The organism is Nitrospirota bacterium, assembly GCA_016235245.1.
Taxonomy (GTDB): domain Bacteria; phylum Nitrospirota; class Thermodesulfovibrionia; order Thermodesulfovibrionales; family UBA6898; genus UBA6898.
Genome location: JACRLO010000009.1, coordinates 75,366 through 100,723, shown reverse-complemented (window position 1 = coordinate 100,723; position 25,358 = coordinate 75,366). Strand labels below are relative to the sequence as shown.

At 49.7% G+C, this 25,358-nt stretch carries 19 protein-coding genes; 1 reads left to right on the top strand and 18 read right to left on the bottom strand.

Annotated features, from left to right (window positions below):
• Positions 1-9: 9 nt before the first annotated feature.
• The 10 genes from HZB31_04655 to HZB31_04610 all read right to left on the bottom strand — a co-directional run bounded on the left by HZB31_04655 (position 10) and on the right by HZB31_04610 (position 14,512).
• Positions 10-1,374: a hypothetical protein gene (locus HZB31_04655; GenBank protein MBI5847230.1), complete on the bottom strand. Its 1,365-nt coding sequence runs from the start codon at positions 1,372-1,374 to the stop codon at positions 10-12.
• Positions 1,371-2,246, bottom strand: coding sequence for a hypothetical protein (locus HZB31_04650; GenBank protein MBI5847229.1), 876 nt, complete (start codon positions 2,244-2,246; stop codon positions 1,371-1,373). Before HZB31_04650 ends, HZB31_04655 begins: the two co-directional genes overlap by 4 nt.
• Complete coding sequence (locus tag HZB31_04645; GenBank protein ID MBI5847228.1) at positions 2,246-4,207, bottom strand: NTPase KAP; 1,962 nt, start codon at positions 4,205-4,207, stop codon at positions 2,246-2,248. Before HZB31_04645 ends, HZB31_04650 begins: the two co-directional genes overlap by 1 nt.
• A 30-nt stretch (positions 4,208-4,237) precedes the next feature.
• Complete coding sequence (locus HZB31_04640) at positions 4,238-7,033, bottom strand: site-specific DNA-methyltransferase (GenBank protein ID MBI5847227.1); 2,796 nt, start codon at positions 7,031-7,033, stop codon at positions 4,238-4,240.
• Positions 7,034-7,087: 54 nt separating this feature from the next.
• Positions 7,088-8,203, bottom strand: coding sequence for a DUF1016 family protein (locus HZB31_04635; protein ID MBI5847226.1), 1,116 nt, complete (start codon positions 8,201-8,203; stop codon positions 7,088-7,090).
• A complete protein-coding gene (locus HZB31_04630; protein MBI5847225.1) occupies positions 8,196-11,261 on the bottom strand; it encodes a DEAD/DEAH box helicase family protein in 3,066 nt (1,021 codons plus the stop codon). The genes HZB31_04635 and HZB31_04630 overlap by 8 nt, the downstream gene beginning before the upstream one ends.
• Before the next feature lie 1,011 nt (positions 11,262-12,272).
• The gene (locus HZB31_04625) at positions 12,273-12,809 is read right to left on the bottom strand and encodes a hypothetical protein (protein ID MBI5847224.1); all 537 of its coding nucleotides are present in this window, start codon (positions 12,807-12,809) and stop codon (positions 12,273-12,275) included.
• An 18-nt stretch (positions 12,810-12,827) separates the two neighbouring features.
• A complete protein-coding gene (locus tag HZB31_04620) occupies positions 12,828-13,571 on the bottom strand; it encodes a hypothetical protein (protein MBI5847223.1) in 744 nt (247 codons plus the stop codon).
• A gap of 276 nt (positions 13,572-13,847) precedes the next feature.
• Positions 13,848-14,075, bottom strand: a complete 228-nt coding sequence (locus HZB31_04615; protein ID MBI5847222.1) for a hypothetical protein — start codon at positions 14,073-14,075, stop codon at positions 13,848-13,850.
• 47 nt (positions 14,076-14,122) lie between these two features.
• Entirely contained in the window at positions 14,123-14,512 is a 390-nt protein-coding gene (locus HZB31_04610; GenBank protein ID MBI5847221.1) for a hypothetical protein, read from the bottom strand.
• A 210-nt stretch (positions 14,513-14,722) separates the two neighbouring features.
• Here HZB31_04610 and HZB31_04605 point away from each other — a divergent pair, with 210 nt between their 5' ends.
• The gene (locus tag HZB31_04605; GenBank protein MBI5847220.1) at positions 14,723-14,953 is read left to right on the top strand and encodes a transposase; all 231 of its coding nucleotides are present in this window, start codon (positions 14,723-14,725) and stop codon (positions 14,951-14,953) included.
• A gap of 100 nt (positions 14,954-15,053) precedes the next feature.
• On the opposite strand, the gene HZB31_04600 is transcribed toward HZB31_04605, so the two are convergent.
• From HZB31_04600 to HZB31_04565, 8 genes are all read right to left on the bottom strand, one after another.
• Positions 15,054-15,443, bottom strand: a complete 390-nt coding sequence (locus HZB31_04600) for a response regulator (GenBank protein MBI5847219.1) — start codon at positions 15,441-15,443, stop codon at positions 15,054-15,056.
• A gap of 40 nt (positions 15,444-15,483) precedes the next feature.
• Complete coding sequence (locus HZB31_04595) at positions 15,484-15,906, bottom strand: hypothetical protein (GenBank protein MBI5847218.1); 423 nt, start codon at positions 15,904-15,906, stop codon at positions 15,484-15,486.
• Between the two features lies 1 nt (position 15,907).
• Positions 15,908-16,876 (bottom strand): zinc dependent phospholipase C family protein, encoded by a 969-nt coding sequence (locus HZB31_04590; GenBank protein ID MBI5847217.1) that lies wholly within the window; start codon positions 16,874-16,876, stop codon positions 15,908-15,910.
• Positions 16,877-16,980: 104 nt separating this feature from the next.
• The gene (locus HZB31_04585; protein ID MBI5847216.1) at positions 16,981-17,271 is read right to left on the bottom strand and encodes a hypothetical protein; all 291 of its coding nucleotides are present in this window, start codon (positions 17,269-17,271) and stop codon (positions 16,981-16,983) included.
• Positions 17,255-17,773 carry a hypothetical protein gene (locus HZB31_04580; GenBank protein MBI5847215.1) on the bottom strand — a complete coding sequence of 173 codons (519 nt, stop codon included), beginning with the start codon at positions 17,771-17,773 and terminating at the stop codon, positions 17,255-17,257. The genes HZB31_04585 and HZB31_04580 overlap by 17 nt, the downstream gene beginning before the upstream one ends.
• Positions 17,764-17,925 carry a hypothetical protein gene (locus HZB31_04575; GenBank protein ID MBI5847214.1) on the bottom strand — a complete coding sequence of 54 codons (162 nt, stop codon included), beginning with the start codon at positions 17,923-17,925 and terminating at the stop codon, positions 17,764-17,766. The genes HZB31_04580 and HZB31_04575 overlap by 10 nt, the downstream gene beginning before the upstream one ends.
• Positions 17,926-18,148: 223 nt before the next feature.
• Positions 18,149-23,806, bottom strand: coding sequence for a hypothetical protein (locus tag HZB31_04570; protein ID MBI5847213.1), 5,658 nt, complete (start codon positions 23,804-23,806; stop codon positions 18,149-18,151).
• Positions 23,807-23,857: 51 nt separating this feature from the next.
• Entirely contained in the window at positions 23,858-25,261 is a 1,404-nt protein-coding gene (locus HZB31_04565; protein ID MBI5847212.1) for a hypothetical protein, read from the bottom strand.
• Between the last annotated feature and the right edge of the window lie 97 nt (positions 25,262-25,358).

Here is a 25,358-nt window from a genome sequence, read left to right as displayed (position 1 = left end):
TATCCGACATCAGCTCGGTCTCGTTTCCACGCCATCGATTAGTTGAGCGACTTCGTTGAGGCCGCGCAGATAAACATTGGACAATTGATCGAGCCGTGAGATCTCATCAGTGAGCGGTCCCGGCTTGTGAATGAGCAGCCTTGCTAAATCTGGATTTCCACGCAGCCGCTCAATTGCAACTTGAAATGAGCGCACCTGTTTGCCAATCGACTCACGCGTATCCAGAGGATGAGCTCGAAGATCGGGTATAGTATAGACAGTAGAATCACGGCCATGACCCCAGGCCGCATCGAGTGCAGCACGACGAATCAAACAGGGCAGACAATAGCCACAATGCTCAATGCCGTGCCCCTTCCATCGGCCTTTGGATGGCGATGAACACGACAGGGAGTCAGCAACGAGTGTCTCCAACAAAGGACCGTTCGCGCATGCAGCTACCATCTCCCCTTTGGTCTTATCCCAGTAAGGGTTCTCGACGCGGCCATCGATGCCTAACTCGACCAGCAAATTGTTCCATCTCGCCATGTAAAATGGATGAGTTGTCCTCGTGCTATTTGAGCCAAGACGCAAAGGATCCAATGGGACATTAAGTGCGATCAGTCCGTTCTCCGGTACACGCAATACGAATTTCGAGCCGAGGCCAGTGCACGCAAAGACACCGAGGGCGAAGAATAGAAATGAACGACCGCGAGTTGTGTTCTCAGAACTCACGTTCCGCACCAACCCATTCTGAAAAGCCATCCACACACGAAGACGGTCAAACGATAACGCACTGTAATGTTGTTTCAACTTACCAAACAGTGTGTTCTGCGCATCGCTGGTTGCTCCATCACCTGCGTGACTAATAAGGAGAGGTGAGTGACCACTCTCTAAGATATCGACCGCGCTAATCAAGCTGTCCAAACCACCGGAAAACAAGCTTATAGAGTCGAACGTTGAAGATAGCAGCGTAGCTGGTACCGCGGTGATACTGACAAACCTATCGGGGCGGCGGCGAAATCCCACTGTCCATCGATCTCCTGTCAAGAATTCCAATATCCGGGTCAGCGTCGGGGTAGCAACCTGCCAGAGACCAGGATCGCTAACCGGCACGACCACCCTGATTTCGCGTGTCCATGAGTCTTGAGATTGTTCGGTTCGTGAGATTCTCGTATCGGCGGCATGAACATGGGCGGCGACAATGAGCAGATCAAGTCCGATTTCGGAAGGGAACACTCCCAAACCTTTAAGAATGACCAGAGCTCCGCCTATCCCGTGATCAAGGGAGGTCTCGCCTGCGACAAGTTGTAGTTGCGTAACCTGTTCGTCGGCAGCATACGGGATGTCGGCCTGATCGTCTGGGCCGAAGCGCCCTACGAGGAGGTGTCGCTTCATTGGTCGGCCTCCGCATCCCCAAGCGCCTGGAGAATGCCGAAAGCTCGCTCATAAACAGAATCAACGAACGATTGGACGCGATCTTGCGTCAATGTCGGATTCGCCGCACGGGCCTCGGTCAGTGCATCACTCACCCCATTGCGAATGAAATCACGCAACTGTTCCTGGACGCGTAGCGCAGCTTGTGCATCAGTAGGCACGGTGACAAGCTTGGCCCCAATGTCGTTGCACAAGCGAGCCTCAATGGCATGGGTCGCATACAGCTCGAATACCGTCTGCATCTGATCGGGAGTGAGTGCGCCCAGGTCAGTTACTTCCAGAGTTGTTAACTCAATTATCGTTTCGACAAATGCCTCCCGGGCTATGCCTTCGTCAACAGTCCCGGCACTCGGGCATATGTAGTCAGCCAACCCGACGAAGACTTCATCGATTGGACGCCCCGCCAACCCCTCCAGATTCAATGCGCGGAGAGCTTCCCTGGCGCCGCGAGCTTGAACATCCGTAAGAAAACTCAGCAGCCGAGCTCCGGTGCCTCGTGAAGCGCCCATGCGCATCGCGGCCTGTCGAGCACCACCCGAGGCTGTAGACACGTAGCCGGAAACCGCACGACCTAAACTTGCTCGATCACTGCCACCAGAATGAGCAAAGCGAGTGAAGTTGCTACGTGCACCGGCGAACCGATTGGGGTACGTCGGCACAGGTATATCGGGGCGATTCTCCGGTGCAGGGGGTAAGGGTGCTGGAGTCGTCGGGTCAGCGCCGGGCACTCCATCAGGAGCGGCAGGTGTATCACCTATGCCGTCAGCGCCGAGCCAAGATGGAACCAGTGGCGTGCCGCCGCCTGGTCCTCCGTATGGGGAAGATGTTCCCACTATCGAGTTCCTTTCGGCGTCTTGATAGCAGCTTGTGCTGCATGCTTCAGCATCGAGTTGTTCGTGACCTTTGACCAGCCGTCGAGTAGGTGATCGAAACGGGAAAGTGCGTCGGATTCCTTGATCACACCTTGCCACCCACCTACGATCCAAGGACCGCACTTACTGCTGGGTATCGCATGAAGAAAATCGAGTAATCTGCTCTGCAAGCTTGGATGTGCCTTGAGCAGCACAACCATTCCTTCGATCCCAGTTGGTTTGGTATCAAAAGAGTCGCCACTCATGATCTTGGTTCGCACCGCTTCAAATACTTTCTCCGCTTCGGGCTGAGCCAGTTGCTTCAGCTCCGACTCCAACGCTTGAACGGAAAGTTTTGGCCCAAAGAGCTTCTCGGCAACAATCGCAAGATGTCCAAGCGCTGATGCTGGTCCGAAATAGTCCTTTTTATCTTTTGTCGCGAACAAGTAGGGGCGAAGATCTGTACCTGCAACCGATGGCTGTACACGCCCCCAAGCCATAATTGCTGGCGATGCCTTCCATTCGGTAAGAACGGCGCTCTCTGTTACAGCGGCAACTTCTGCTGCCTTGGGTTCTTTCCTATCAGTAGCTTTCGTCGGTATAGTTGCGCTTTGAGCAATGGTACCGTCCTCCACGTTGACCTTCTCTAACTCCGCCAAGTCCATGCATTGCCCCTGCGGATGAGTCACCGCAATGGTTGCGATCTGATCAAACAGACTGGGCAAAAATCTCTCGGCAAGCATTAACTTCGCCAGTATCGGCAACTTGATCTCATCGCCGAAACCACGCGCATCTGCTGTCTTCTTTCGCAGAAGCAGTGTATTAAGGAACCGTTTAATTTGTCTTGGATTGCCTCTCGATCCACTTGCCAGAATCGGACCGATCTGATCACTGAGCATCAAGGCGTTATTAGCTTTTTCGGCATTCACGCCGAGCGCTGCATTAATTGCAGCGGCATCCAATGGCGCGCTTTCCCATGGGCGTTTCAAGCGTTCCCTGGCGGCTGCAATGAGTTCTACATAACCCTCATCGTCTTCCTCGATCTCTGCACCCGCAAGCAGTAAGGTCACATAGATTCGTGTTTCGGTTTCTCCCAGTGCCGGAATCCGAAATGGTATCTGAATCAGCTTCTCCAGATAGTTCCTGGCGTAGTCGCGTGGCCCCGTGGTTTCCGGTAAGTCTGGGAAGTGCTTGCGCACTGCATACTCGATCATTGCCTCGTCAGCAGCTACGACGAACGCTGTGCGTGAGGTAAAGACAAACAGCCGTATGGCTTCAAGTGTTTCAATGGCAGTGTCCGGCAAACAACGATCGAGGTCATCAATCAACACTACAAGTTGCTCGACGCCGGCATCCTTTAGTAGATTATCGAATGCCTTACGAAACTCCTCAACCTCCTCTGGAACATTTTTGCTTTCGTCCGGCTTTAATATCGACTTCACGCCGTCGATTGCGGAGGACATGTTTTCTTTAGTCACGAGTCCGCCAGGGTTTGCGAGCAGACCTTCCAAGGTGCTAACGATGGAGCCTATTTGGTCCGGTGTCGGCATGCCTGTGAATGCGGTCATTGCTAAACCTCCGGCTTTCTTCGCAACTTTCAGCCAATCGATGCGTTTAAAAACTTCTTTGACTGCTGTTGCGGCTTTCGTCATTAATGGGCGCTTCTTAATAAGGCCTGTCACAATACCCTCGATCAGCGCAATCTTCGCATCCTCGAAACCCTGAAACCTCCATCCATTGAATTTGAGACAGAGGACTTTTTCATGCTTATCAAACCCAGACTCAATCATCTCTAAGATGCTTGACTTGCCTGCCCCCCAGTCACCATGGACACCAATGGTAACTGGACAATCTGGGCGCTCCCTCAACAATCCAATGATTGTCGCAGCGATAGCTTCGTTATTCAGTAGATCGACTTTAGTTTCGTTGTCTGCCAGAATCATTTATTCCCCCCAAAAGTTCCGGATGGATATTTAAACCCTAAACACCTTCATAACCTCATCCCCCAAATGGTTTATAACCTTCACTGCAATGCGGCCGGTTTTGGGTTTGTCAAACGGGCGGGAGGTGTCGCTGTTCAGGGTTGCCCATGCGTCTTCGTTGATTTCAGCCTTAAGGGTAGTCTTAAGGGCTTTGTAAGGATCATTTGCCCCCAAGAAATAGGCATGGCGGACGAAGAAGCTTTCTTCGTTATAATCCGTGTCGATGAACCAACAGGCGATTCCTTCTGCACCATCGCTGCGGACTTCGCCTGTATTTGGATGAAAGACATCAACGCCGTTTACCTTCACCTTAATCTGTTCGTCTTCGGCATCAAGAATATCAATATCAGGTTCACCAAAGATTACGAACAGGTTACCCTTGCCAGTGTTCTTGAGATCATCGGCCATGTGCAGATCGGCGTTCATCCTCGCCTTGAGAACTGGGATGCGTCCGAGTTTGTCGAACTCTGAGGAGTGGGCATCGTAGTTAAACGCACAGGCGATGAGAACATCAAAGCCGGCATCTCCTGCCTCACGGGCAGCAGCCACCAGATCGGGGCGTGAGACGGTCCCAAACTCTGGGCCGATGAAGATTGCAGCGCGTTTTTCGCTGCCTGACTCCTCATATCGTCCTTCGGCGCAGACCATGTCACCCGGCCACGGGGCGAGTGATGTAAAGGTGATCTTGTCTTCCTTGTGTGCCTGCTGCACGCCAGCGGTCTTGAGGTTTTCAAGAATCATCTGGACGAAGTCTCGTTCTCCACCGTAGCTATCCTTTGATTCGCTCACTGTATCAATCAGCTCGTCGTCAGCGCCGACAGTCAGTACGCGGTGAGGTGACAGACTTTCCACAGTAAACGGCCCGGCAACGCGGACCTTTTTCTTGTCATCGTATGGTTTATCGTAAAGATACTCGAACTCAGCCTTCGCAGCAATGGAAGCGTCGATTTCCTTCTGCCGACCTATACGCTGCTCCCACCAGTGGGCATACAGTGTCTTCGCCTTTTCTGACCATTTCTCATCTGCTTCGCGAGGGATTTCCCATTCTTCCCATTTCTTGTTAAGCGCCTTATTGAGCTGCTCGCGCAGCGGGTCCAAGATTCCCTGAAACTTCTCCCAGATAACGTCTATCTCTGTATTGTTAGCGATGGACCTGAGAGTAATGTGAGGTACCCGCTCGTACACGAAGCCCTGCCTGATATCACCTCGCGTAGGCTGGTTTGATGGGACAGAGCGAGTGACCTCAGCCTCTTTGTATTGTCCCTCAGGCGAGTCGGCAAGGAGATAATATGAATAACGTGCCCCCATGATGCGGGCACGAGCAAGTGCAAGCGCGACGCGAGACGTGTCAATGGTAATCCAGCGACGACCCCATTGTTCAGCGACATAAGCTGTTGTTCCAGAGCCACAGGTGGGATCGAGTACAAGGTCACCGGGATCAGTTGTCATGAGGATACAGCGTTGTATAACACGCACAATTGTTTGAACAACATAAATTTTCTGGTCGCCAAATCCACTGCCGCCAGCGTCAAGCCAAATATTCGTTAGATCGGTAACCTGCCAGTCATCGAAATAACGTCGGTACTCTAATGTGTTGCCAACCAATTCCAACCGATCACTTTTGTTAAGGCGTTGCAAGCCAGAGATTGGTGTCTTCCATTGGCGAGTTACACCAGGGTGAAATTGCCGGCCCTCAAAATCAATGTTGATCGTAGCCGTGTTACTAAAGCCTTGGCGTCTTAGGTCTGCTGTTCGATATATTGCCCATTCTTTGTCAATTAGTCCAGGTCGCAGTTTCTCTTCGCTTGTCAGTCGTCTAACACTACGGTTTATTAATGAAAGTTTTTTGTCGTACTGGTCACCAGCACCGAAACCAACCTCCTTTTCGAGAAAAAGAGCACGATATTTTACTTGGGATTTATCCTTAGCCGCCCAAAGTATATAGTCGGCTTGAGATGTAAGAATCCCTGTTGTATCTCCAGCGGTTTTTCGAATAGTAATGACGCGGCAGAAGTTCTCATCACCAAATACTTCCTCGATCACTGCCCTAACTCTATGGAGGTTTTCATCCCCAATCTGCACAAAGATAGATCCTGAATTAGTCAGTAAATCCCGCGCTACAGTCAGCCGATCCCGCAAATAGGTGAGATACGAATGAATCCCATCCCGCCAGGTATCCCGGAACGCCTTCACCTGTTCCGGTTCGCGGGTTATATGATCAACGTTGCCGTCCTTCACATCCCGGCTGGTGGTTGACCACTGAAAGTTGGAGTTGAATTTGATGCCATAGGGCGGATCAAAATAGATCATCTGCACCTTGCCGCGCAGGCCTTCCCTCTCAGCCATAGACGCCATAACTTGCAGGCTGTCACCAAGAATCATACGATTGGCCCAGTGAGCATCGTGCTGATAGAACTCGGTCTTTGCGCTTTCGCTCGGCAGTCCATTGAAGTCAGAGAAGAGGTCAACCTGGGATGCGGCAGCTTTTGCCTCTGTCTGGCTGCGGCGCATCAGATCGTCTATCAACACCTTCGGCTGCACCTTCTCTTGTATATAGAGCGGTGGGGCATGAACTATCAGATCAGACCAGTCCTGCTCATCCTTGCCTCTCCAGACCAATTGCGGGTCAAGATCGCGGTTTCGCCGCTCATAGGCTACGCGGATAGGGTTCATTTCGACATCGTGCATGACCGACTGATGCTCTGCAGTGGGAATATTTTTACGCGTCGCATCCTCATGCTTGAGGGTTTCGACGGTCAGTTTGTTTTTCGCTGGTTTCTTTGCCATTGTTTATCCTTCAGCCTTTACTTTTTTTGCCCCTTTGCCCTTCCGCATGATGAGTCATTCCTCACTCTTCAACTGTTCCTCAATAAACCGCTGCATATCTTCTTTCTTTGGCAGCTCCAGCTGATATTTGGATACAAAGAGATTATTATCCATTCCAGCCAAGGCATACTCAGCCAGGGCATGATTTTTGTCTGTGCAGAGCAGCATGCCCACGGGAGGATTGTCTCCCTCGGTCATCATATTTTTTCGATACCAACTCACATAGGTGTTGAGCTGGCCGATGTTTTCCTGGCTAAATCTCTCCAGCTTCATCTCCACCAAAACGTGGCATTTGAGGATACGGTGATAAAAGACCAGATCAACAAAAAAATACTCGTCGCCGATAAGGATGCGTTTCTGTCGGGCCTCAAAACAGAAGCCGTGGCCCAGCTCCAGAAGGAACTCTTCGATCTTGTCAATCAGCTGGTCCTCCAGATGGGATTCACTCATCACCTCTTTCGGCTTTAATCCCAGAAACTCAAATATGTAGGGATCGCGTATAGTAAGCTGTGACTTCGCTGATTCAGTTTCCTGTCTTGTTAATTCAGACAGCTTCTTTTTATCGAAGGAGAGACCGGAACGTTCATAATAAAGGCTGTGAATCTGGCGTTTCAGCTCCCTTACCGACCAGTTGCCCTGGAGAGATTCGATTTCGTAGAATGCGCGTTTAGTGTCATTATCGATGGCAATCAGTTGCTCGATATGCGTATAGGAAAGCCGCTGCAGAAGCATCTGAGGATCAATTTGGAAAAGTGCGGTTGTTGACTGCACTTTTTCCTGTACATCTACCATGCCATGTGGGGCAAGATACTGTAATTGTGCGGGCAGTGACCGCACAATCTGAGGATAGGTCTGATAAAATCTAAGATATTGATAGAGTTGCCGTTTCCCGCATGAGCTTACGTTAAGTTTTTCCAGCTCAGCCGACAAACTCAACAAAAGCCGATCCCCATACTTAGCCCTATCTGCACCGTGCAGCTCATATTCCTCTATGTAGCACCCGATCAGCCAGTTGCGTATCGTAAGACTGACATTCACCGCCCGGCTCGCCTGAGCGGCGAGTTCATCATGAATCTGTCGGATTGAGCCGATCAGAGAGGTAAATGTCATATTATTTTTGATTTCATTCATTTGAACACTGCTTTTCAAGCATCTTATCAAATTCAGCTTCTACCTTTTTTGCAAAGTCCGTCTCGATCTGATACACCTCGGTAAACTCGGCAAAGGCCCAGCGCCCGTAACTCTTCAGGTTATTCACACCAGGAACCCAATAGACATCCATCGTAGACTTCTTCTCCTTGGCATCCTCTCGTCTGTAGCCCTTAATTTCGACAATAAGGTGCAGCAGATCATTCTCTCCGTGGCCATCATCCACCAGCACGATAAAGTCAGGCAAATATCTGCGCGTCTCGGAACCAAAGCGATATGGAACTTCCAGCCCGAGATTGTGGTTCTTGACGTAGGCCTTAACCTTGGGATGGGATTCGGCAACTCTGCAGAATTCAGCCTCCCAGTCACTGTCGAGGATAATCCAGTTGATGTGGCAGCGTCTGGCGTCTGTCTCCCAACGACTCATTTTCGATGTATTGAAGTTTACGTAGCTGGTGGAACCGGCAGGGTTATAGGGGTCGAGAACTGCCTTGATGGGACGCTTGCCTAATTCTGAACGGGTAATGCCTGCAGTAATCCGCTCACAGGCCATGTCAGCCAGTTCCTGATATATGAGCTGCGCAGGATAGGTGCCGCCTTTACAGACCAGACAGGTGTCGAGCCATTGCTTGGTGATCCGCTTGAGCTGGCCAAACAGGTGCAGCTTTGCCTCCTCGCCCGGGTCGCGCCATTTGGTGTAAAGAAGGCGCTGAGTAATATGGAACAGCAGCGTGGAGCGGCGCATATCTTCCAGATGCTTCAGGCTGAGATCAACATCCTCTCCGATGATTCCTGCATTCTTGGTAATTGAGGGACCCACAATATCCGGTGTCAGTTCCAGCACAGAGTCGTCATTGAATTCGGCAGTCAGCCTTTCTTCGGGGAGCTCTACACGATAGCCTGCAACACGCGGGAACCTGATTTCGAATGGATCGCGTTCTGGGCGAACGGCCTTGACATGGATGGTCTCACGCGGCGGCTGCGGGGGCGAGATAACAGGCTTGGCAGTGAAGTCAAAAGGAATGCCGAGCACGTCCGCATATTCAACATTGAACAGACCAATGTCAGGTCCGTCCTCATTAAGGTCATATGACTGGCGGCGCAGGGCGCGACCAATGACCTGCTCGCACAGAAGCTGGGTGCCGAAGGCGCGAACACCGAGAACATGGGTAACAGTGTTGGCGTCCCAACCCTCGGTGAGCATTGAAACAGATACAACACATCGGATTGATTCGCCAAGGCGGTTCTGCTTACCTACGGTGTTCATTACTTCCCGCAATAGTTCCTGATCAGTGAGGTTCTCTGCCTGCCTAACGTCACCGGTGCGTTCGATGATCTCGCGCCTGAAGCGGCTGATCTCATCTTCCGCCATTTTTCGGAAGTTATCGTCCAGAGCATCCCCTGATTCGAGCTGCTCGCTGTCTATCAGCAGTGTGCGAGGCCGGGCGATCTGGTTGCCATGCTCGTCGAAATTGCGGAACAGGGGAAGACGACCGTTCTCCAGAACAGTAGACCCGTCTTCATTTTCCCTCTGGAAGCCTGATATGTAGTCGTAGATAAGTTTTGATGTTGAGGTATTGTTGCATACGACAATAAAACAGGGCGGTACCTTGATGCCGCTCTGCTGCCACAGGGTATAGGTCTTTTCGTAGTGGCCATAGAGTGCCTCCAGCGCGGTCTGGAGTTCTACAGGAATGCTCAGAGGATCAAGGGCATTGGACTTTCCCCGGCCCTTCTTCGGCATGCGCTTGCGGATATGCTCCCAAAGGTTGCGGAACTTAGGCATGTCACCGCCGGGAATATTGTCGGCAACCGGTACGCGGGGCAGCTTGACGATCCCGCACTCGATGGCATCCATCAGCGAAAAGTCGCTCATTGTCCAGGGAAAGAGTGTGCCTTCGGCATAGCCGGAACCGCTCAGGAAAAATGGCGTTGCCGATAGATCGATAATACGATTCAACCCAAGTTTTCGGCTCACAATCTCAAGGCCGGAGATCCAGAGACGGGCAGCCTCATTGTTCTTTTCTGCTTCCTTCCTGTCATCGCCTTTCAACTCTTCTGCTTCATCTTCGTGGTTGGGCTTTTCGCGGTAGCAGTGGTGGGCTTCGTCGTTAAGCACCATGATGTTTTTGAGACCCATCAGGCCAGGCATGACCCGTTGCAGCATCTGGCCTTCTGTTTCAAGGGTATTGAGCTCCTCACCACGGCCCTGCAGGAGAGAGCGCCCACCTTTTGATAACTCCATCCGTTCGCGAAGCTTGAAGGCATGGTAGTTTGTGATGACGATCTTTGCCCGTTCAAGATCGGCAAGCATATCGCCAGGGACAAGTTCCCGGCTCTGGTAATAGCTGTCCGGATCGTTCGGCTGAAGCACTCGCAGGCGATCGCGGATAGTCAGTCCAGGAGTGACGACCAGAAATCCCCGTGTAAACCTCTTGCTGTTGGGTTTACGCACAGCATTGATCGTCTGCCAGGCAATCAGCATGGCCATGACAGTTGTCTTGCCGGCACCGGTAGCCAGTTTCAGTGCCAGTCGTATCAAGTCCGGGTTTGCGTCGTTGCTGGCGTTGACCAGATGCTCAAGAAAACCCTTACCGGCCTTTTCATTCGGTGCGACCTCAGTCAGCCAGATGGCTGTCTCTACGGCCTCGACCTGACAGAAGAAAGGCCGTATGCCGCTGAACGGATGATGCCGCCAGTGTTGAAGAAGCCGGGAGGTCTCGGGCGTAACCTGCCAGTTATTTGGATTTTGTATGCTGCGCCACTTGTCAACATGCCCGCGAAGCGCATTGATTATTGAGGTAGTGTCGTACTGCTGCTTTTGGGTCGAGAGCCCTTTGCCCTCATCAAAGACCATCTGCTGCTGTTCGCTGGCACTCTTGCGCTTTCTTGGCTTGGGTATGGGAGTGATGAACTCTGCGAGGCGGCGGTTCTCGATAATTTCCTGCGTCGGCTGACCACTGGCGTCAAGTTCCCAGTGACGAACGGGATATTCGTATGGAGAATTGAGGATAGGATGCTCGAAAAAACGATTATCCAAACTCAACCTCAATGCCCCCTTGTTCTATCTTTTCTCAGATTATTCAGGTTCTGATAGTCCATATGTCCCCATAAAATATAGCATATCGGTTGCCAAAAAAACTGACCGCCTCCTGCCTATATAGGTAAGGAGGTAATAGAAATACCAAGCTCGCAAAACCCTCTGACTTATGATAGTTTTTGAGAATAGTCAATATTCACTTCAAATGCCAGTATGCACGTAATCGTATACTGAACCCTGTTCGGCACCCTGTACGTGACCGTGAATACAATTCCCACATAACTTGCTGTGGATATTGCCTTTTTCTCCTGACTTATACTGATTCCACTCTTTTTTTAGGCTATGAACCTTTTGCGAGAATTTTCGCTATCTGTCAGCTCATTCGACCTATAGCTGAATTGTGAGCTATGTGGTTACAGACTGGAATGTGAGCCCATTAGGCCCAGTCCTCACAGGCAGAAATTTCACTGCCTGCCCATCAGCTGCCTTGAAAATAGTGTCAAAAAACCACTCCTCCAAAATTCATGAAATAGTGCGAAATATAAACCGTCAGAGACAACTTTGGTCTCTTTTACGGCTACAGGGCACATTTTTGTGAGCTGCTCAATTCTGCAATTATTGGGACACAACAGAATCCCAAGACCAAACATTCCGACCATCTTTTGCAGCACTTTTTTACTTGGCCAACGAGAGTCCAGCTCAATTTTGAGCAGTCTTATATGAGTCTTACCATCCTGGCGTATACTTAAACAACAAATTGACAAGGCCCGTATTTGTTATTAATATTATCTTATTCAACATTCAAAGAGGAGGATGGCAATTTTATGATCGAGATTCTATCCATTGTTGCTCTGCTCGTTGTAGCTGATGTCTTTTTTCTTCTTGTGGTGCAGCCCCGATTGAAGCGTCGTCCGGTGAAGGGAGCCTTTGTGAGGCCTCGACAGCATTAAATTGCTGTATTTTATCTATTCACCACCAGACGTCCCACTCACCAGACAGTCGTATCCTGAACTACTCATTTGCCAAAGACAATATCTCGATTCCTTCTGGCCCTAATCTCACAGGCAGAAATTTTACTTCCTGACCATCAGTTGCCCTGAACGTTGTCTTGAACAGACCGCCCATCAGGAATTCTCGATGAAGTGCAAAATAGACTCCGTCGGAGATAATCTTTGCTTCCATGGCGACTGAAGGGTAGGCTTCGATGAGCTGCTCGATTCTGCTCCTTTTGTCGCATAGCAAGACCCCAAGACCTGGCATCCCGAGCATCTTTCTCAGTATCTTCTTTCTTGCCCAGAGAGTATCGATCTCAATTTTCAGCAGCCTGATATGTGTTTTGCCATCGGGAGAGATGTCCGTCATAACGGTGAGATGAGGATATTCCAGGGTCCTGTCAGGCTCACACATATCGATAGTCCAGATCGAGTAGCTAATACACCTGATCTTCTGGCTCACACTGCTGACCTTGACTACTTTTGCAACCTTCATTACCTCCTTCTGCAGTTTTGCCTCTCTTTGCGTTTTTTGCTCTTTAGTGATCTTTTTCATGTGACTCCTTTCTTTGGCCTAATATATTTTGATAACGGTCGGTTCCTTCGAGGAATTTGAATACCACGTGCACGTCAGAAAGCTGTTGTCCGAGAAGTTCTTATATGTTGAGAAAAAAACCGGTCCGCTGATCTTCTCTGCCCGGAGGTACCACATGAGTAGGTCAATTCTTGCCAATGTCTTTGTAATAACAAGGACCCTGTCTTTGAAATAGTTGATCTTGCCAATGAAATCCCGACGACAAACTGTACCGCAGTCCATCTCAAGATAAAATATATTCAATCTTCCCGGTCCATCGATACCGAAAAGAATGTCAGGAAAATAAACTCCTTTCTTCAGTTTCCCGTTCTTTAGGCCACATTCGAGCACGAGGGCGTTAAGTTTAAACATCTTCTTCTCTTCGGCCTCTTTAATGATTTTCTTCGCACATCCTGAGGTGTATAGGTCATGCTCAATGGTCTTCTCACTATAATTCACCCAGATATTGGAAAGTTCCATGCCATAATGTGATGCAACGATAGGTGCCGCTTTCTTTGTGAGAAAATAGATTGTGTCCTTAACATTCGGACAGGTTGCGGACTTGATGAGGCCCTCCAGCTCATGTTTGGCGAGTCGCCTCAACATGACCCTCTCACGAGTCTTCTTATTTGACTCCTTCACCTCGAAAATATTCGAGAAGATACTTTTTCTGGTCGTGGGCCCCACCGACAGGTGCTTCAGCAAGGTCATGTCTCTGCCAGTCATTAATAACCCTTTTCTCATCTTTTCCTCCTGTACTCGATTTTGTACGCCTTCCTATACATATAAATGCATCGAGCACGGCATTTTTTCAGAATTTTCTTGGATAAGGTTGTTTTTGAGATCTTTCATGAAGAAAAGGCGCTTTGATTGCAACACAACTTGGCATGAATTTCACAAAACCTGACAGGAAATCTATGGCTAGCCAGGTTTTGTGAAGTTCACCTATTTCTGGCTGGATTCCGGATATTTCTTAACACAGCTTGTTCCATCCCCAACTTGCTATCTTCCTCTGCCCTTCTAATGGAAGATAATTTTGATGAGATAGAGTAAGGCTATCATCAGTTCGCAGATCGTTCCTGTGTTCATGCTTCTTCTTCCTCCTTGATATGTCAGTCGATCATGGGATTCATCACTTTTTTTGTTGCCCGTCTTCATGAACTCACCCAGAATCAGTCTTTTTGTTTCTTCGTCAAGCATCTCGTATAGCTCCTCGAAGTTATCATAATTTTCTTTCTTGATGCGCATGTACATTCCTCCCTCTCTTGTCCTTACAGAATCCTTAATTTCGTCACTCAGGCCACATCCTCTTCACTATCCCTCCAAAGGTGAAGCTGTTCTGTCCTTTTCATTGCTTTTTCCCCAGTTGTCTTCAGGTAGCAGCCAATCTCATTATCGTTTGCCTCCAATTCCGTCGCTATTCGTATCTGTTTGATCACAATCAGGGTTGTGTTGTTCAGGCTTTTTACATACCCTTTTACCTTTACGTGACATCCTGGCCTGATCTTATTGCCCATTTGGAGTGCGGACCATAGGTAGCCATTAATAACACATGTATCCCGCGTTAGCTCAAAGACCAAGTAATCTCTGTCATTTCTGCTCCTCTTCCTGATTAATGATTTGACTGTGAAGATAGCGGTGATTTCATAACCTGCTCTCAGTTCGTTGACCTTCATCTCGTTCATATTGACCTCCTTACAGGTATTCATACTGCGTATTAAGTTTTTAGGAGGTGATTGTCAAGTGCGAATGGAGGTTTCTTTATCAAAAAAAATGAAGTGGGGCCAAAATTCCAGGAGCCGAGAAATCGCAGAGATAATTGATGTCAGTCAGCGTAGTGAATTTACCTGCTTTGGAGCCAATATCTGTATTCAACTATGTGGAGTTTCCCCGGTTTGATAGACACAATTAAAGGTAGAATTGGAAGCAACAGAGGAGGTGTCTATGTCAAAAAAGAAGATCGGCGACTGGTCGGCTTAATTCAGAAACTTCATATGGCAAGCGATTGTTCCTATGGCAGCCCCCGAATAACAAGGGATCTGCGGGAGACAGGGGAGCGTTGCAACAAGAAGCGAGTTGCAAGACTGATAAAGCAGGAAGGGTTAAGAGCCAAGAGTTGGATATAAGCGTCAGCAGTATAAGGCCGAGAGGCCTGCACTGGTAGCTCTAAATCGTCTTGAGCAGAACTTTGATGTGCCGAGACCTGATCATACGTGGGTAACGGAATCATGCCGTGCGATGATCCATAGGTATGCCTGAACTTCCCAAGGCTTTTTGGACAGCAGCTATAATGACATTGTTATCAGCGGGCTTACGAATAAAATCAGAGGCTCCTGCGCGGATTGCTGCTTCGCCTAATGCCTCATTACCCGATCCGGTGAACATGACAACCGGCAGATCAGGGGCTATTTTCTTGAGTTCCTTCAGGACCTCTACCCCACTCATGTGCGGCATGTCATGATCGATGATGACGACATCCGGTTGATTGGACTCGAAATTCTTGATTGCGCTTACGCCACAGGAAGCGTCAGTAGTAATAAAATCTTCTCTCACAAATAGAGCCTTAACAAAGGCCCGAACATGCTCATCATCGTCTACAATCAGAATCTTCTTCAATGTCCCCCCTATTATCCTTCGTTTAATCAAAATAAGATTACTATCGAGTTGCACAAACCTTCTTAACATCAAGCATGTATTCACATGGAGACTTCGATGGACGATGCATATCAGGTCTCGTTGTGCAGGTCACATCCTCAATGATTCCCTCTTTACCGTCAGGATAACAAAGGAGAATAACGGCTGTATCACCCTCTATCCTCGCCCTTAACAGATACCCGGCAAAGGGTTTTGTCAGGCCGGGATCGCCACTTCTCTTGATAACTTCATCGAATATCGCCTGGTCCTTTGCATCCGGTGACAGCTTGCCCACCGTGACCTCGACCGACTTGGCAAGCGGAATCATAGAATCGTCGAACTGCATAATCAGCTTCTGCTTGGGATCAATTGGCGGGCAGAATGCGCAGCCGGAGGCCAGTGAGACTGTAACGATAAGCAATATGACCGTTCTCAAGTATTTCATATCAAGCCACCTCCCAGAACACAAGAGGCGCTGCTGAGGCACTCTTGTTTCTTCCTGTATCAAGGTCCCATTCATCTTTATAGAAGGGTAATGAATCCGATTCTCCCAAGGCATATTGAGTGACATTTAGCCAAACCTTCTGGACCTGCTCAGTCGCCCAATCGAATATCATGTCGTAATGCATATGCATCTCCTGGCGGCCTGCGTTTGATGGCACCCTGAGATTGTCGATATACTCTCCCATCTCTATCTCCTCAGGGGTAGGATATAGGAGACCATTTCTATTACAGGCATGCCGTGCAAAGCCAATTAGCCGGCCGGATGTAGGCAGAAGCTGCTCCAGAATGTTGTAACACCGCTTATGCCATTTATCCAGGTCAGGCATATCACTATTAAAGATTTCGGGGTGAACCTTCCTGAGAAGTTCCTCCCATAGGTTTTTGACATCTGGGTCTAAACACTCAGGGTCGTTCTGATCTCCGCATTTAAGTATCGTAGATCTGATATGCTGAGCGGTCTGGGGCATCCCGGTACCCATTCGACTGAATATGTAGGCATCCTGATGCATCTCACAGCGCCTATGAGGCGTTTCATTTCCCTTGTATGGTCCCACTTTAAGCTCAACAACAGGATGAATACACATATCGGTCACCACATGGGCAGTGTAGCCCATGAGCCAGGCCAGGCACTTATCCTTTGGAATACCGGCCGGAAGAGCACGAACAAGCTCAGCACCTATAAATATAGCCTGACCTGTATGGGCATAGTGCATGGCGTCAGCCCACTTTTTAGAATCTGCTGAAGTAATGTCCAGATAGGGATAGTCGGGACTGATGCATCCCAGTTCCAGAAACTTGGCATGGAGGCCTGCAGCATCGATTGCCTCAATTGGAAATCCAGCCATCTTCTTAAGGCGTCTTTTCTCAGATGCCTCATTTACAAGAGTAATGTGTGCATAGCTACCGGGCATTTATTGCCTCCTGATTTTCAGAATTGACTGGTTTCAAATTGATAATTGATACACCCTGTGGTGTCGCAGTGACTTTATTCACAGCTCGTCAATTGCAATATGCCTTAGTATTTTGATTTGTCCCAATTGTTTTCTAACCAGTTCACGACTCGCTCCTGGCCACGAACATCTGACGGCAATTCGTAGCGGATCATTTTCTCCAGCTTTGTCCCAGACGCTTTTTGCTTAAAAACGTTTCTTGCCGCAATCTTATTGATCAAATACAGGACCTCATAGCCTTCATGCCGATTGAACAAAGTGCTATCAGGTTCACCCGTTACTTCAGGATTATCTCCAGCGTACGCTTTCCATTGATAATCCTTAAAGTAAAGATCTCCCTTAGTCATCAATGCCATTTCCGATCCCTCCTTTTGTAACATATGGTATTTCTTCTGACTGATAGCGCCTGCAAAACTGACCTAATTCATCCTCAGCCCAAGGGACATAAATTAATCCTTTGCAGTATGACGAGTTCGCAATAGTTACAATCTGCTCGATTGTTGTGTAAACGGCAAGAACAGGGCCTGAGAACCTTCGGGGCGTTACGCGTTTTGTGATCAGATGGATATAAAATCCATTTAGATCAAGAACTCTATTTCGTTGCAAGAGGCCTACAGCTTCATCTCCTAATACGCCGCTAATTACACCATCTAAAGTGCTTTTTATTGGTACAGCCAGACCAGCTTGCGTAACACCACGTTTTTGGGCAAGGTCGCCACACTTTTTAAAGCCGGCTTTCAAGGCGTCTATATCCGGACCCATTGAATTAGTGTGATAATACATTATTGCTCTTCTTGGTGTTCCATCGCTGGCATTCATCTCATTCCCCTCCCCATAGAGGGAGATCGCTACTGCCACATTTCCGGCTGTGTCGTCTCAAGTGAATCCGGGATGTCTTTCTTTAGTGCCGAAAGGAAGTTCTGTCCCGTCAGTTCTTCGATCTTACGAATGGAAACGATATATTGAGGTATTGTCCCTCTTTTGAGCTTCGTAGATGATCTTTTCGACATTATTTACCCTCCAGTTAAATGTCCTTTCACTATTTCAGCGAAAGTTTACCACCCGACCAGCAATGCCTCTGATTCCCACCAGCATTTTCCCTGCACATTCACAAGTACTCTGCAACCTCCGTGATAACCAGGCAAAACTCGTCCTGTCCGATAGGCGCATAGTCAGTATCCTCGTGGCGTTCAGTATGATACGCTTCTAAAAGAGCTGCTGAATCCTGCATCATCAATTGACGGTAAGGACGATTTCCGGAGAGTCCGCCCAAAGGCCACTCAAATTATACGCTCTAGCCTTGAGGGTAAGTGTTGTTGCACCGTTTGGTGCCCTGAAGCGATAACTGAAAGGGGCAGATTCGTCGACGAACATCTCGACATCGTTTACAAGAAATGTGACTGAAGCGCTATCGCCATTGACCACGTCGACCTTTATCTCCACTTCCGCTCCTTGCGGGATGCTTGATCCCGAGGCAGGAGACGTTATAATAATCGAGGGTCTGGCGGCATTCACCGTCTCGATCTTGTAAATCCCGAGACCGCCTGTGCCGTTCGCTGAAAAGATATAGCCGCCTCCATCAATAACCCTACTGGTGCTAAATCCGGACTTGATTACGCCCATATCAGAGAGAGTGCCTTCAGCGGAAACCTCCACCATGCCCCAACCGTCGAGGCCGGAACAATAAAACCCGTATTGCCCCCTAAGAGATACAGACTTTATGGCGCTCCGTGGAAGGACGATATCGGACAATTTCGTAAAGATCGCTCCGTCATAGCCCAGAGATACCAGGCTGCTCGCCCACGTGGTTCCGATCCCTGTCGTCCCGCCGGCCGTAAAAGCATTTACCGGCCCCAGGCCGTATGTGGAGACAAGGGCAGGGTTCAGGGGATCATCCAGAGAAAAAACACTTAGAGGAGGGGTTGCGCTGCCATGTGCGGTATACAGATAATCCCCGTCAATTGCCGTCGTCATCACTTGCCCCATGTCGATAACTTGCGCAAGATCGACAATAACTTGCCGTGTCTCTTCGGTTACGTTCCCCAGTTGGTCATATGCTGCCACCTTTACAGAGTGGTTACCCTCTGGGGTCTCTCCGATGTTCCAGTAATATGAGACGCTCCCGCCTGTCTGTACCTTAACAAGGGTCCCGTCGATAGCGATCTCCATCCTCGCCATTCCGGCTTCACTGTCAGTGGCAGAAGCGCTGATAGTGACCGGGGTGATGAAGACCTCTCCCTGCAAGATATTGAATGCTGTTATCTTCGGCCCTTTGTTATCAGAAACAATATCTATCGCCGTTGAAGTCGTATTCCCGAGGGCGTCAGATGCAGTCAGGACAAAATGGTTCGTAATTCCAGCGCTGAGATTCACGGTAAATGACCACTTGGAATTGAGATCATCGGCCCCGAATATCTGTACCTCGTTTATCTTCACGATGCTTCCCGGTTCTTTTCTCCCTGATATGTTCTGCGTTGCAGCAGCCCAGGGGGTTTTATACGTGTCCACCGTAAAGACCGGCGGCGTTGAGTCGAGGGTAATCGTTACGTTAGCCGGTGTTGAATCGTTTTCCGAAAGATCCCGTGCAGTTATGGATAGGGAGTTCAGTCCTTCGGAAAGGGTATACACACAACTCCAGGTGGTCGATGCATCTAACGCCACCTTTTGAACGCCGTTTATCACAATGGCAGTATCGGCAGGCTTTGTGCCTGAGATCGTCTGAGTTGCAGTTTTTGTGGGCGATATAACAGCACTGACTGTAGGCTGTACAGGCGGCATGGTGTCGAGGACGAAGGTCCCAATCTCTGCAGATGAGATCTGATTGCCAAGGGAGTCTTGGGCGCTTGTGATCTTTATCGTATAATTGCCGTCGCCCATTGAGGCGGTGAAGGTGTAGCTTGCCCTCCAGGTCTTGGTATCTATCCAGGTTCCGCCTGCAAGAGGCCACTGGGTATAGGGCAATGTCGATCCGAACGAGACGACAGGCTGGGTCCCTGTTGTCATAGCCTTATTAAAGGTGATCGTAAAGGCAACAACCTCTGCCTTATGCGGACTGGTAGGGCTCATCACAAGTGACTGTACAACAGGAGGAGCCGTGTCCACGGTAAAGCTGAAGGAAGCAGTGCCCCTGTTGCCAAGCACATCGACAGGAGATATTGAGACCGTGTATACACCGTCTGCGAGGGGGTTAAAAGAAGGATCAGGAGTAAATACTGCATGGCCGTTCTGGGCATTCCAATTCCAGATCCCGCTGATCAAGGTATTTGAGTTCTTGCTGACTGTACCTTCAGGAGATGCACCAATATTTACGGTGGAGTTATCATCAACAAAGGCGACATCTATGGTCGCTACCTGGTTTATCCTACTATTTGCAGCAGGCACCGACGATGCAATCCTCGGAGGAGTAGTATCTTTGATTACCTGTATGTTCGTTGCCAGCCCCTGGTTACCTGCAGCGTCCCTGCTATACAGGCTGAAGGTATTGAGTCCTTCGCTCAGGTTTGCTGTATAGCTCCATGAGGTCGCTACAAAGGCAGCCGTTGACTTCGTGTTGTTAACATAGAGGTCGGTATTGGCCTCTTTGGTCCCGGTCATGGTTACCGTCGAGTTCTTCGTGGGAGACTGTACCGAATCTACATCTATAGTCACGGCAACAGGCGGCGTTATATCATAGAGAATGACGGCAGTAGTGCTGTCGCTCTGGTTGCCGGCAGCATCTTTTGCATAGGCTGTAATGGTGTTTGAACCCTGCTGCAGGTTCGCTACCGTTACGCTCCATGTAGTCGATGACGGATAGGAGACTGCTCCAATAGTCGCAGTGGAGGAGGCGACGATAACAGCCGCTGTGTCCGCTGTCTTTGTTCCCGTTATGGTCTGTGAAGAATTCCTGGTCGGTGACGTGACCGTATTGATCGTTGGCACAGACGGTGCATTGATATCATAGGTAAAGGTTATCATCTGTCCTATGGAGGATGCGTTGCCCAGACTATCTGTCGGGAATACAGTGACCGTGTAGGTCCCTACACCAAAGGATGCGGTCGGCGTGAAGACAATAGTATCCGCGCCGGACGGTGTCCATGTCCCTGGGATATCTTCGCCAAGAGAGTTTTTCACGGATGCACCGGTTTTTGTTGCTGCGAGATCCACTGATGAGAATGCATCGGTAAGTTGTATAGTAACCGTTGCTATCGGGCTGTTCACAAAGGCATTGTTTGCAGGGGCAGAGGAGGATATTGTCGGAGACGTGTTATCCCGGACAACAGTCAGGATGGCCGGCTGGCTATGGTATCCGTTTCCATCCTTTGCGGTGATATTAAGCGTGTTGCTCCCCGGCTGAAGCGCGTATGTTCCCTGCCATGCGGTCAATCCGTCGAACGGGTAAACCTCAGTCCCGTTAACAAAGACAGAGGTGTCAGCCGGCTTGGTTCCAAATAGGCTGACTGTCGATAAAACGGTAGGAGAGACCACAGGATCAACCGTTGGCGGAGCGATAGAAGATGTCTGATAATGCGTCTGGATCTCCTCGGTTGACAATGCGCGATTGTAGATGGTGACTTCATCGATGAGGCCGTTCCAGTATCCGTGGTACCCATTTCCAAAATATACATTTGCCGCATATTGTTGCCAAGTTCTGCCGCCAGTATAACTGCTGACAAAGCTGCCATCTTTATAGAGTCTCCATACCGAGCCATCATGAGTAAGCACAATATGATGCCAGTTGTTAAGATCAATGCTCGTGTTAATCTGATAGTTCCCATCCATATACATTTGAAGGGTTCCATTTGCATCATAAAAATAGATGAAAGGGCCGGTTGAACTTAATGTATTGGCCCATTGAAAAATGCCCTTATTACCGGCTGATTTCCTCATTATCCACATTTCTACACTTACGGTATTCATAGCAGTACCGTTAAGGCCTGCGGCTACATAATCATCCGCACCGTCAAAACTGCCTGAAGAAGCTCCTACCTTCGCATCTGTACTGAAAGTCGTTCCATTATATGGAGTGCCATTCTTCCCCATAACCGACGAATCAAGCCAGTCATTGTCCATATGCCACTGGCCGACTATACCTGCTTTGTTCAGTTTTACGTCCTTGGTCTTGGTCGTCTCAAGATTACCCGCATTGTCACGTGACCGATAACGAACTGTGGTCGTGCCGTCTGTATCGATAGCAAACGGTGCAGTATATGTGCTCCACGTTGTGCCATCCAGAGAGAATTCAGTTTTGTCTATTCCGCTTCCATCTGCGCTGTCAACGGCGGCAAGTGTTACAGTGACCGGTGTCGAGTACCATCCGTCGCTGCCAGGCGTTCCGGACAGGCTGATCGTCGTCACCGGCGGGGTGGTATCATGGTTGGTAAATACAATCTGCTTTGTACCCGTATTGTCAAGAGCATCTGTCGGACTGATTGTCACCGTATATGTGTCCTGGGGAAGGGGACTTGTCGGAGCGAATATGATCGTCTTTGGTTCGGATTTTGCCCATGAACCGGCAATCGTCAGACCTGCCAGATTCTTTACAGTCGCATTGGCGAAACTTGCCTCAAGGTTAATGGCTGAATAGGTGTCAACAAGAACAATCGTGATGTTGTTCACAACACTGGCAGTGTTCGAATTATGGACCGGCACTGAGCTTTCGATCGTCGGCGACTGGTTATCAAGCGTAATGTTCAGAGTGACCGGGCTGCTCTGATTATCGGCAGCGTCCACTGCCGTTACTTTCAGCGTATTGGGGCCATACTGCAGGGTATATGCCCCCTGCCAGGTGATGGAACTGTCAAGAGGGACTATCCTCGTGCTGTTCACCCATATTGCCGAGTCTGCATCCTTGGTACCTGAAAGAGAAACGGTCGCTATCCGGGTTAAAGGACTAACCGTGTTGACCATCGGCGCAGCCGGGGCAATGATATCGATCTTGCCATTGCGGTAATGACTCAGCACTTCTTCGAAGGAGAGGGGCCGGTTGTAAGCAGCAAGCTCGTCGATCAGGCCAGAGAAATAACCTGCGCCGGATGTTCCAGGGTGGTATGCCGCCCTGAAGGAGTTTTGGTATTTGATCGTAAGGGCGCCTGACGCAGCTTCATTGTCCTGCAATCCATTAATATACAGACGCAGTTTTTCGCCATCATAGGAACCTGCAATATGATACCAAAGCCCCTGGGTCAGCACCGTAGTGCCTGCTACCGTATGCCAGGAGCCATCTCCTATTTTAAATGCAACGGTCCCGTTTGCCTGAACAAAGAGGCCATAACCAGTCAGGGTGGTTTCGTCCGTATTGCCGGCAATATACATGCTTCCGGAGGCACCGCTGTTGATCTTGATCCACGTTTCAAGTGTTACGCCATGGGGGGGACAGAGCGTATTGGACGAACCGAAATCAACGTATGCAGTGGTGCCGTTAAAACCTGCGGCAGCATCTGCCTTGCCGCTTGCATTGAATACAGCTCCGCCCGAGATAGTGCCGGTATTGCTGTTTCCGGATGCGTCGGACCAGTTATTGTCAAAATGCCAGAGGCCGAGGAACCCGTTAATAACAACGCTCGCAGCCGAGGAATATGTATCTGTAAACATAGCTGAAGTCCATGAGACACTAACGGCAGGAGATATCAATGCTCCGTCAGCCAAGGGTGTGCCGGTAAAGCTGACACTTACAGGGTTGGAATAAATGGGCCCATCAAGCAAGGGTGTGCCGGTAAAGCTGACGCTGACAGGCCTAGCACTAATAATCCCGTCAATGGTATAGGGGAAGGTAACGCTGACAGGAGGGGCAAAGGCGTTGTCGCTGAATGCCGGCGACCAGCTGAGCAGAACAACCAGAAGAGATACGATCACGGCATTCGCCAGTGTGCGTCCCAAGCCGGAGCTTTTCCCTCTAAGCAGTTTAGTCATCACGTCTTATTGCCCCTTCTCACAATTGTCATCATCCCAAATTTTCCGTCTCTACATCTGAGCCAGGATCTCTTTGCCTGATTCTGTTATGTACGTTACAGAAGAGCCACCTCCCAGGACTGAGTCGACACGCATCTTGGCGATCCGGTCGCCTCCGGCAAAGACCGGCATCTCATTTGAGGCGACTACGGTAAAGGTTGCTGATACGGAAATGATATTAACATATTTGGCAGAGAGGGTAAGGGTTGCTGCTGCCGTCGATACTTCAGTTGTCCCTGCAAGTGTCGCGGTTTTGGAAGTCGAAGCCCCTAATTGCGATATCGCTGATATTGTTACCGTAGTGCCGGCCGGAATGTTATTGCCCTCAACTGCAACCGCTACAGGGTTCGCAATGTTCGCTGGCAGTAAGATGTCCGGGGCAGAATACTTTCCTGTTGGAGCAGACGGCACAGTCACGCCACCGATGCTCGTGATTTTCAAAACAGGCAGGTTTGGAGGAAAGACGTAGACCGGGGAATCAAGATAGGTAAAAGAAGGTGTTGAAGCGGCAGTCCTCTGAAGGGTATTTGTCTCAAGCCGAATCCTTCCGTCAGCGCCATTACCGCCGTCGTAAGATCCACCGGCAGGAGCACCGCTGCCACCTGTGGCCGAAAGTGTGCCATTGCCCTTGATGATATTGGCCATAAGTTTGATGGAACCACCGCTGCCTCCGCCACCCTTGCCTGAATAGTTGCCTGCAATGCCACCGTTGCCGCCGTTAGCCAATATGGAACCAGAGACATCAATCGTGCCGGTCGATGCAATAAGTATTGCTCCGCCGCCACCACCGCCCGCTCCGCTGTAGTAGCCGGAATATTGATTACTGCCACAGCCTCCGCCGCCACCCGAACCGCCAATGAGCGGCTGCAAAGAGGGGTTCCCATATGCCGGTCCCCCGGCTCCGCCAGTTCCGTAAATAACACCGGACCAGTTACCATCTGCGCCTTTTGACGCTGCTACTGCAAAGCCAGCTCCACCGCCACCTGCACCAACGTAGAAGCTCGTCGTGTTGCCGCCCATCTTCCCCCCGCCGGGGCCAAGTCCAACGCCGCCACAAGTGCCGCCGGCTGCGCCAAGCCCTCCGTCAAAACCGCCCGGTCCGCCTCTTCCGTTGGCAATTCCATTGGCACTGGTACCACTGATGCTGATCGAGCCTGCTACGGTCACGTTACCGGTCGCCAACATATATACAGGGGTGTTGGCAGCATTCATCTTGAACGTGACCGTAACGCCCGTCGGAATATTCACTGTAGTATAGTTGAGCTTACCGTCAGCCGGAAGCTCAACCTCCACACTCGTTACCGGGTTAAAGGCGCCAAGCGCCCCGGTGCTGCCGCTGTCAAAGGCAGAGGCAGGCACTGCCATCAATCCGATTAAAACAGAGAAAATAATCATCTGCATCCATCTTGCTTTCATCTCTCTTCCTCCATACAATTCTTAGTCAATCTTAACCATGTGTTTACCTTATTCATTATTCATAAAGCACATTTTCTTCATGTCATAACTGCTTAAA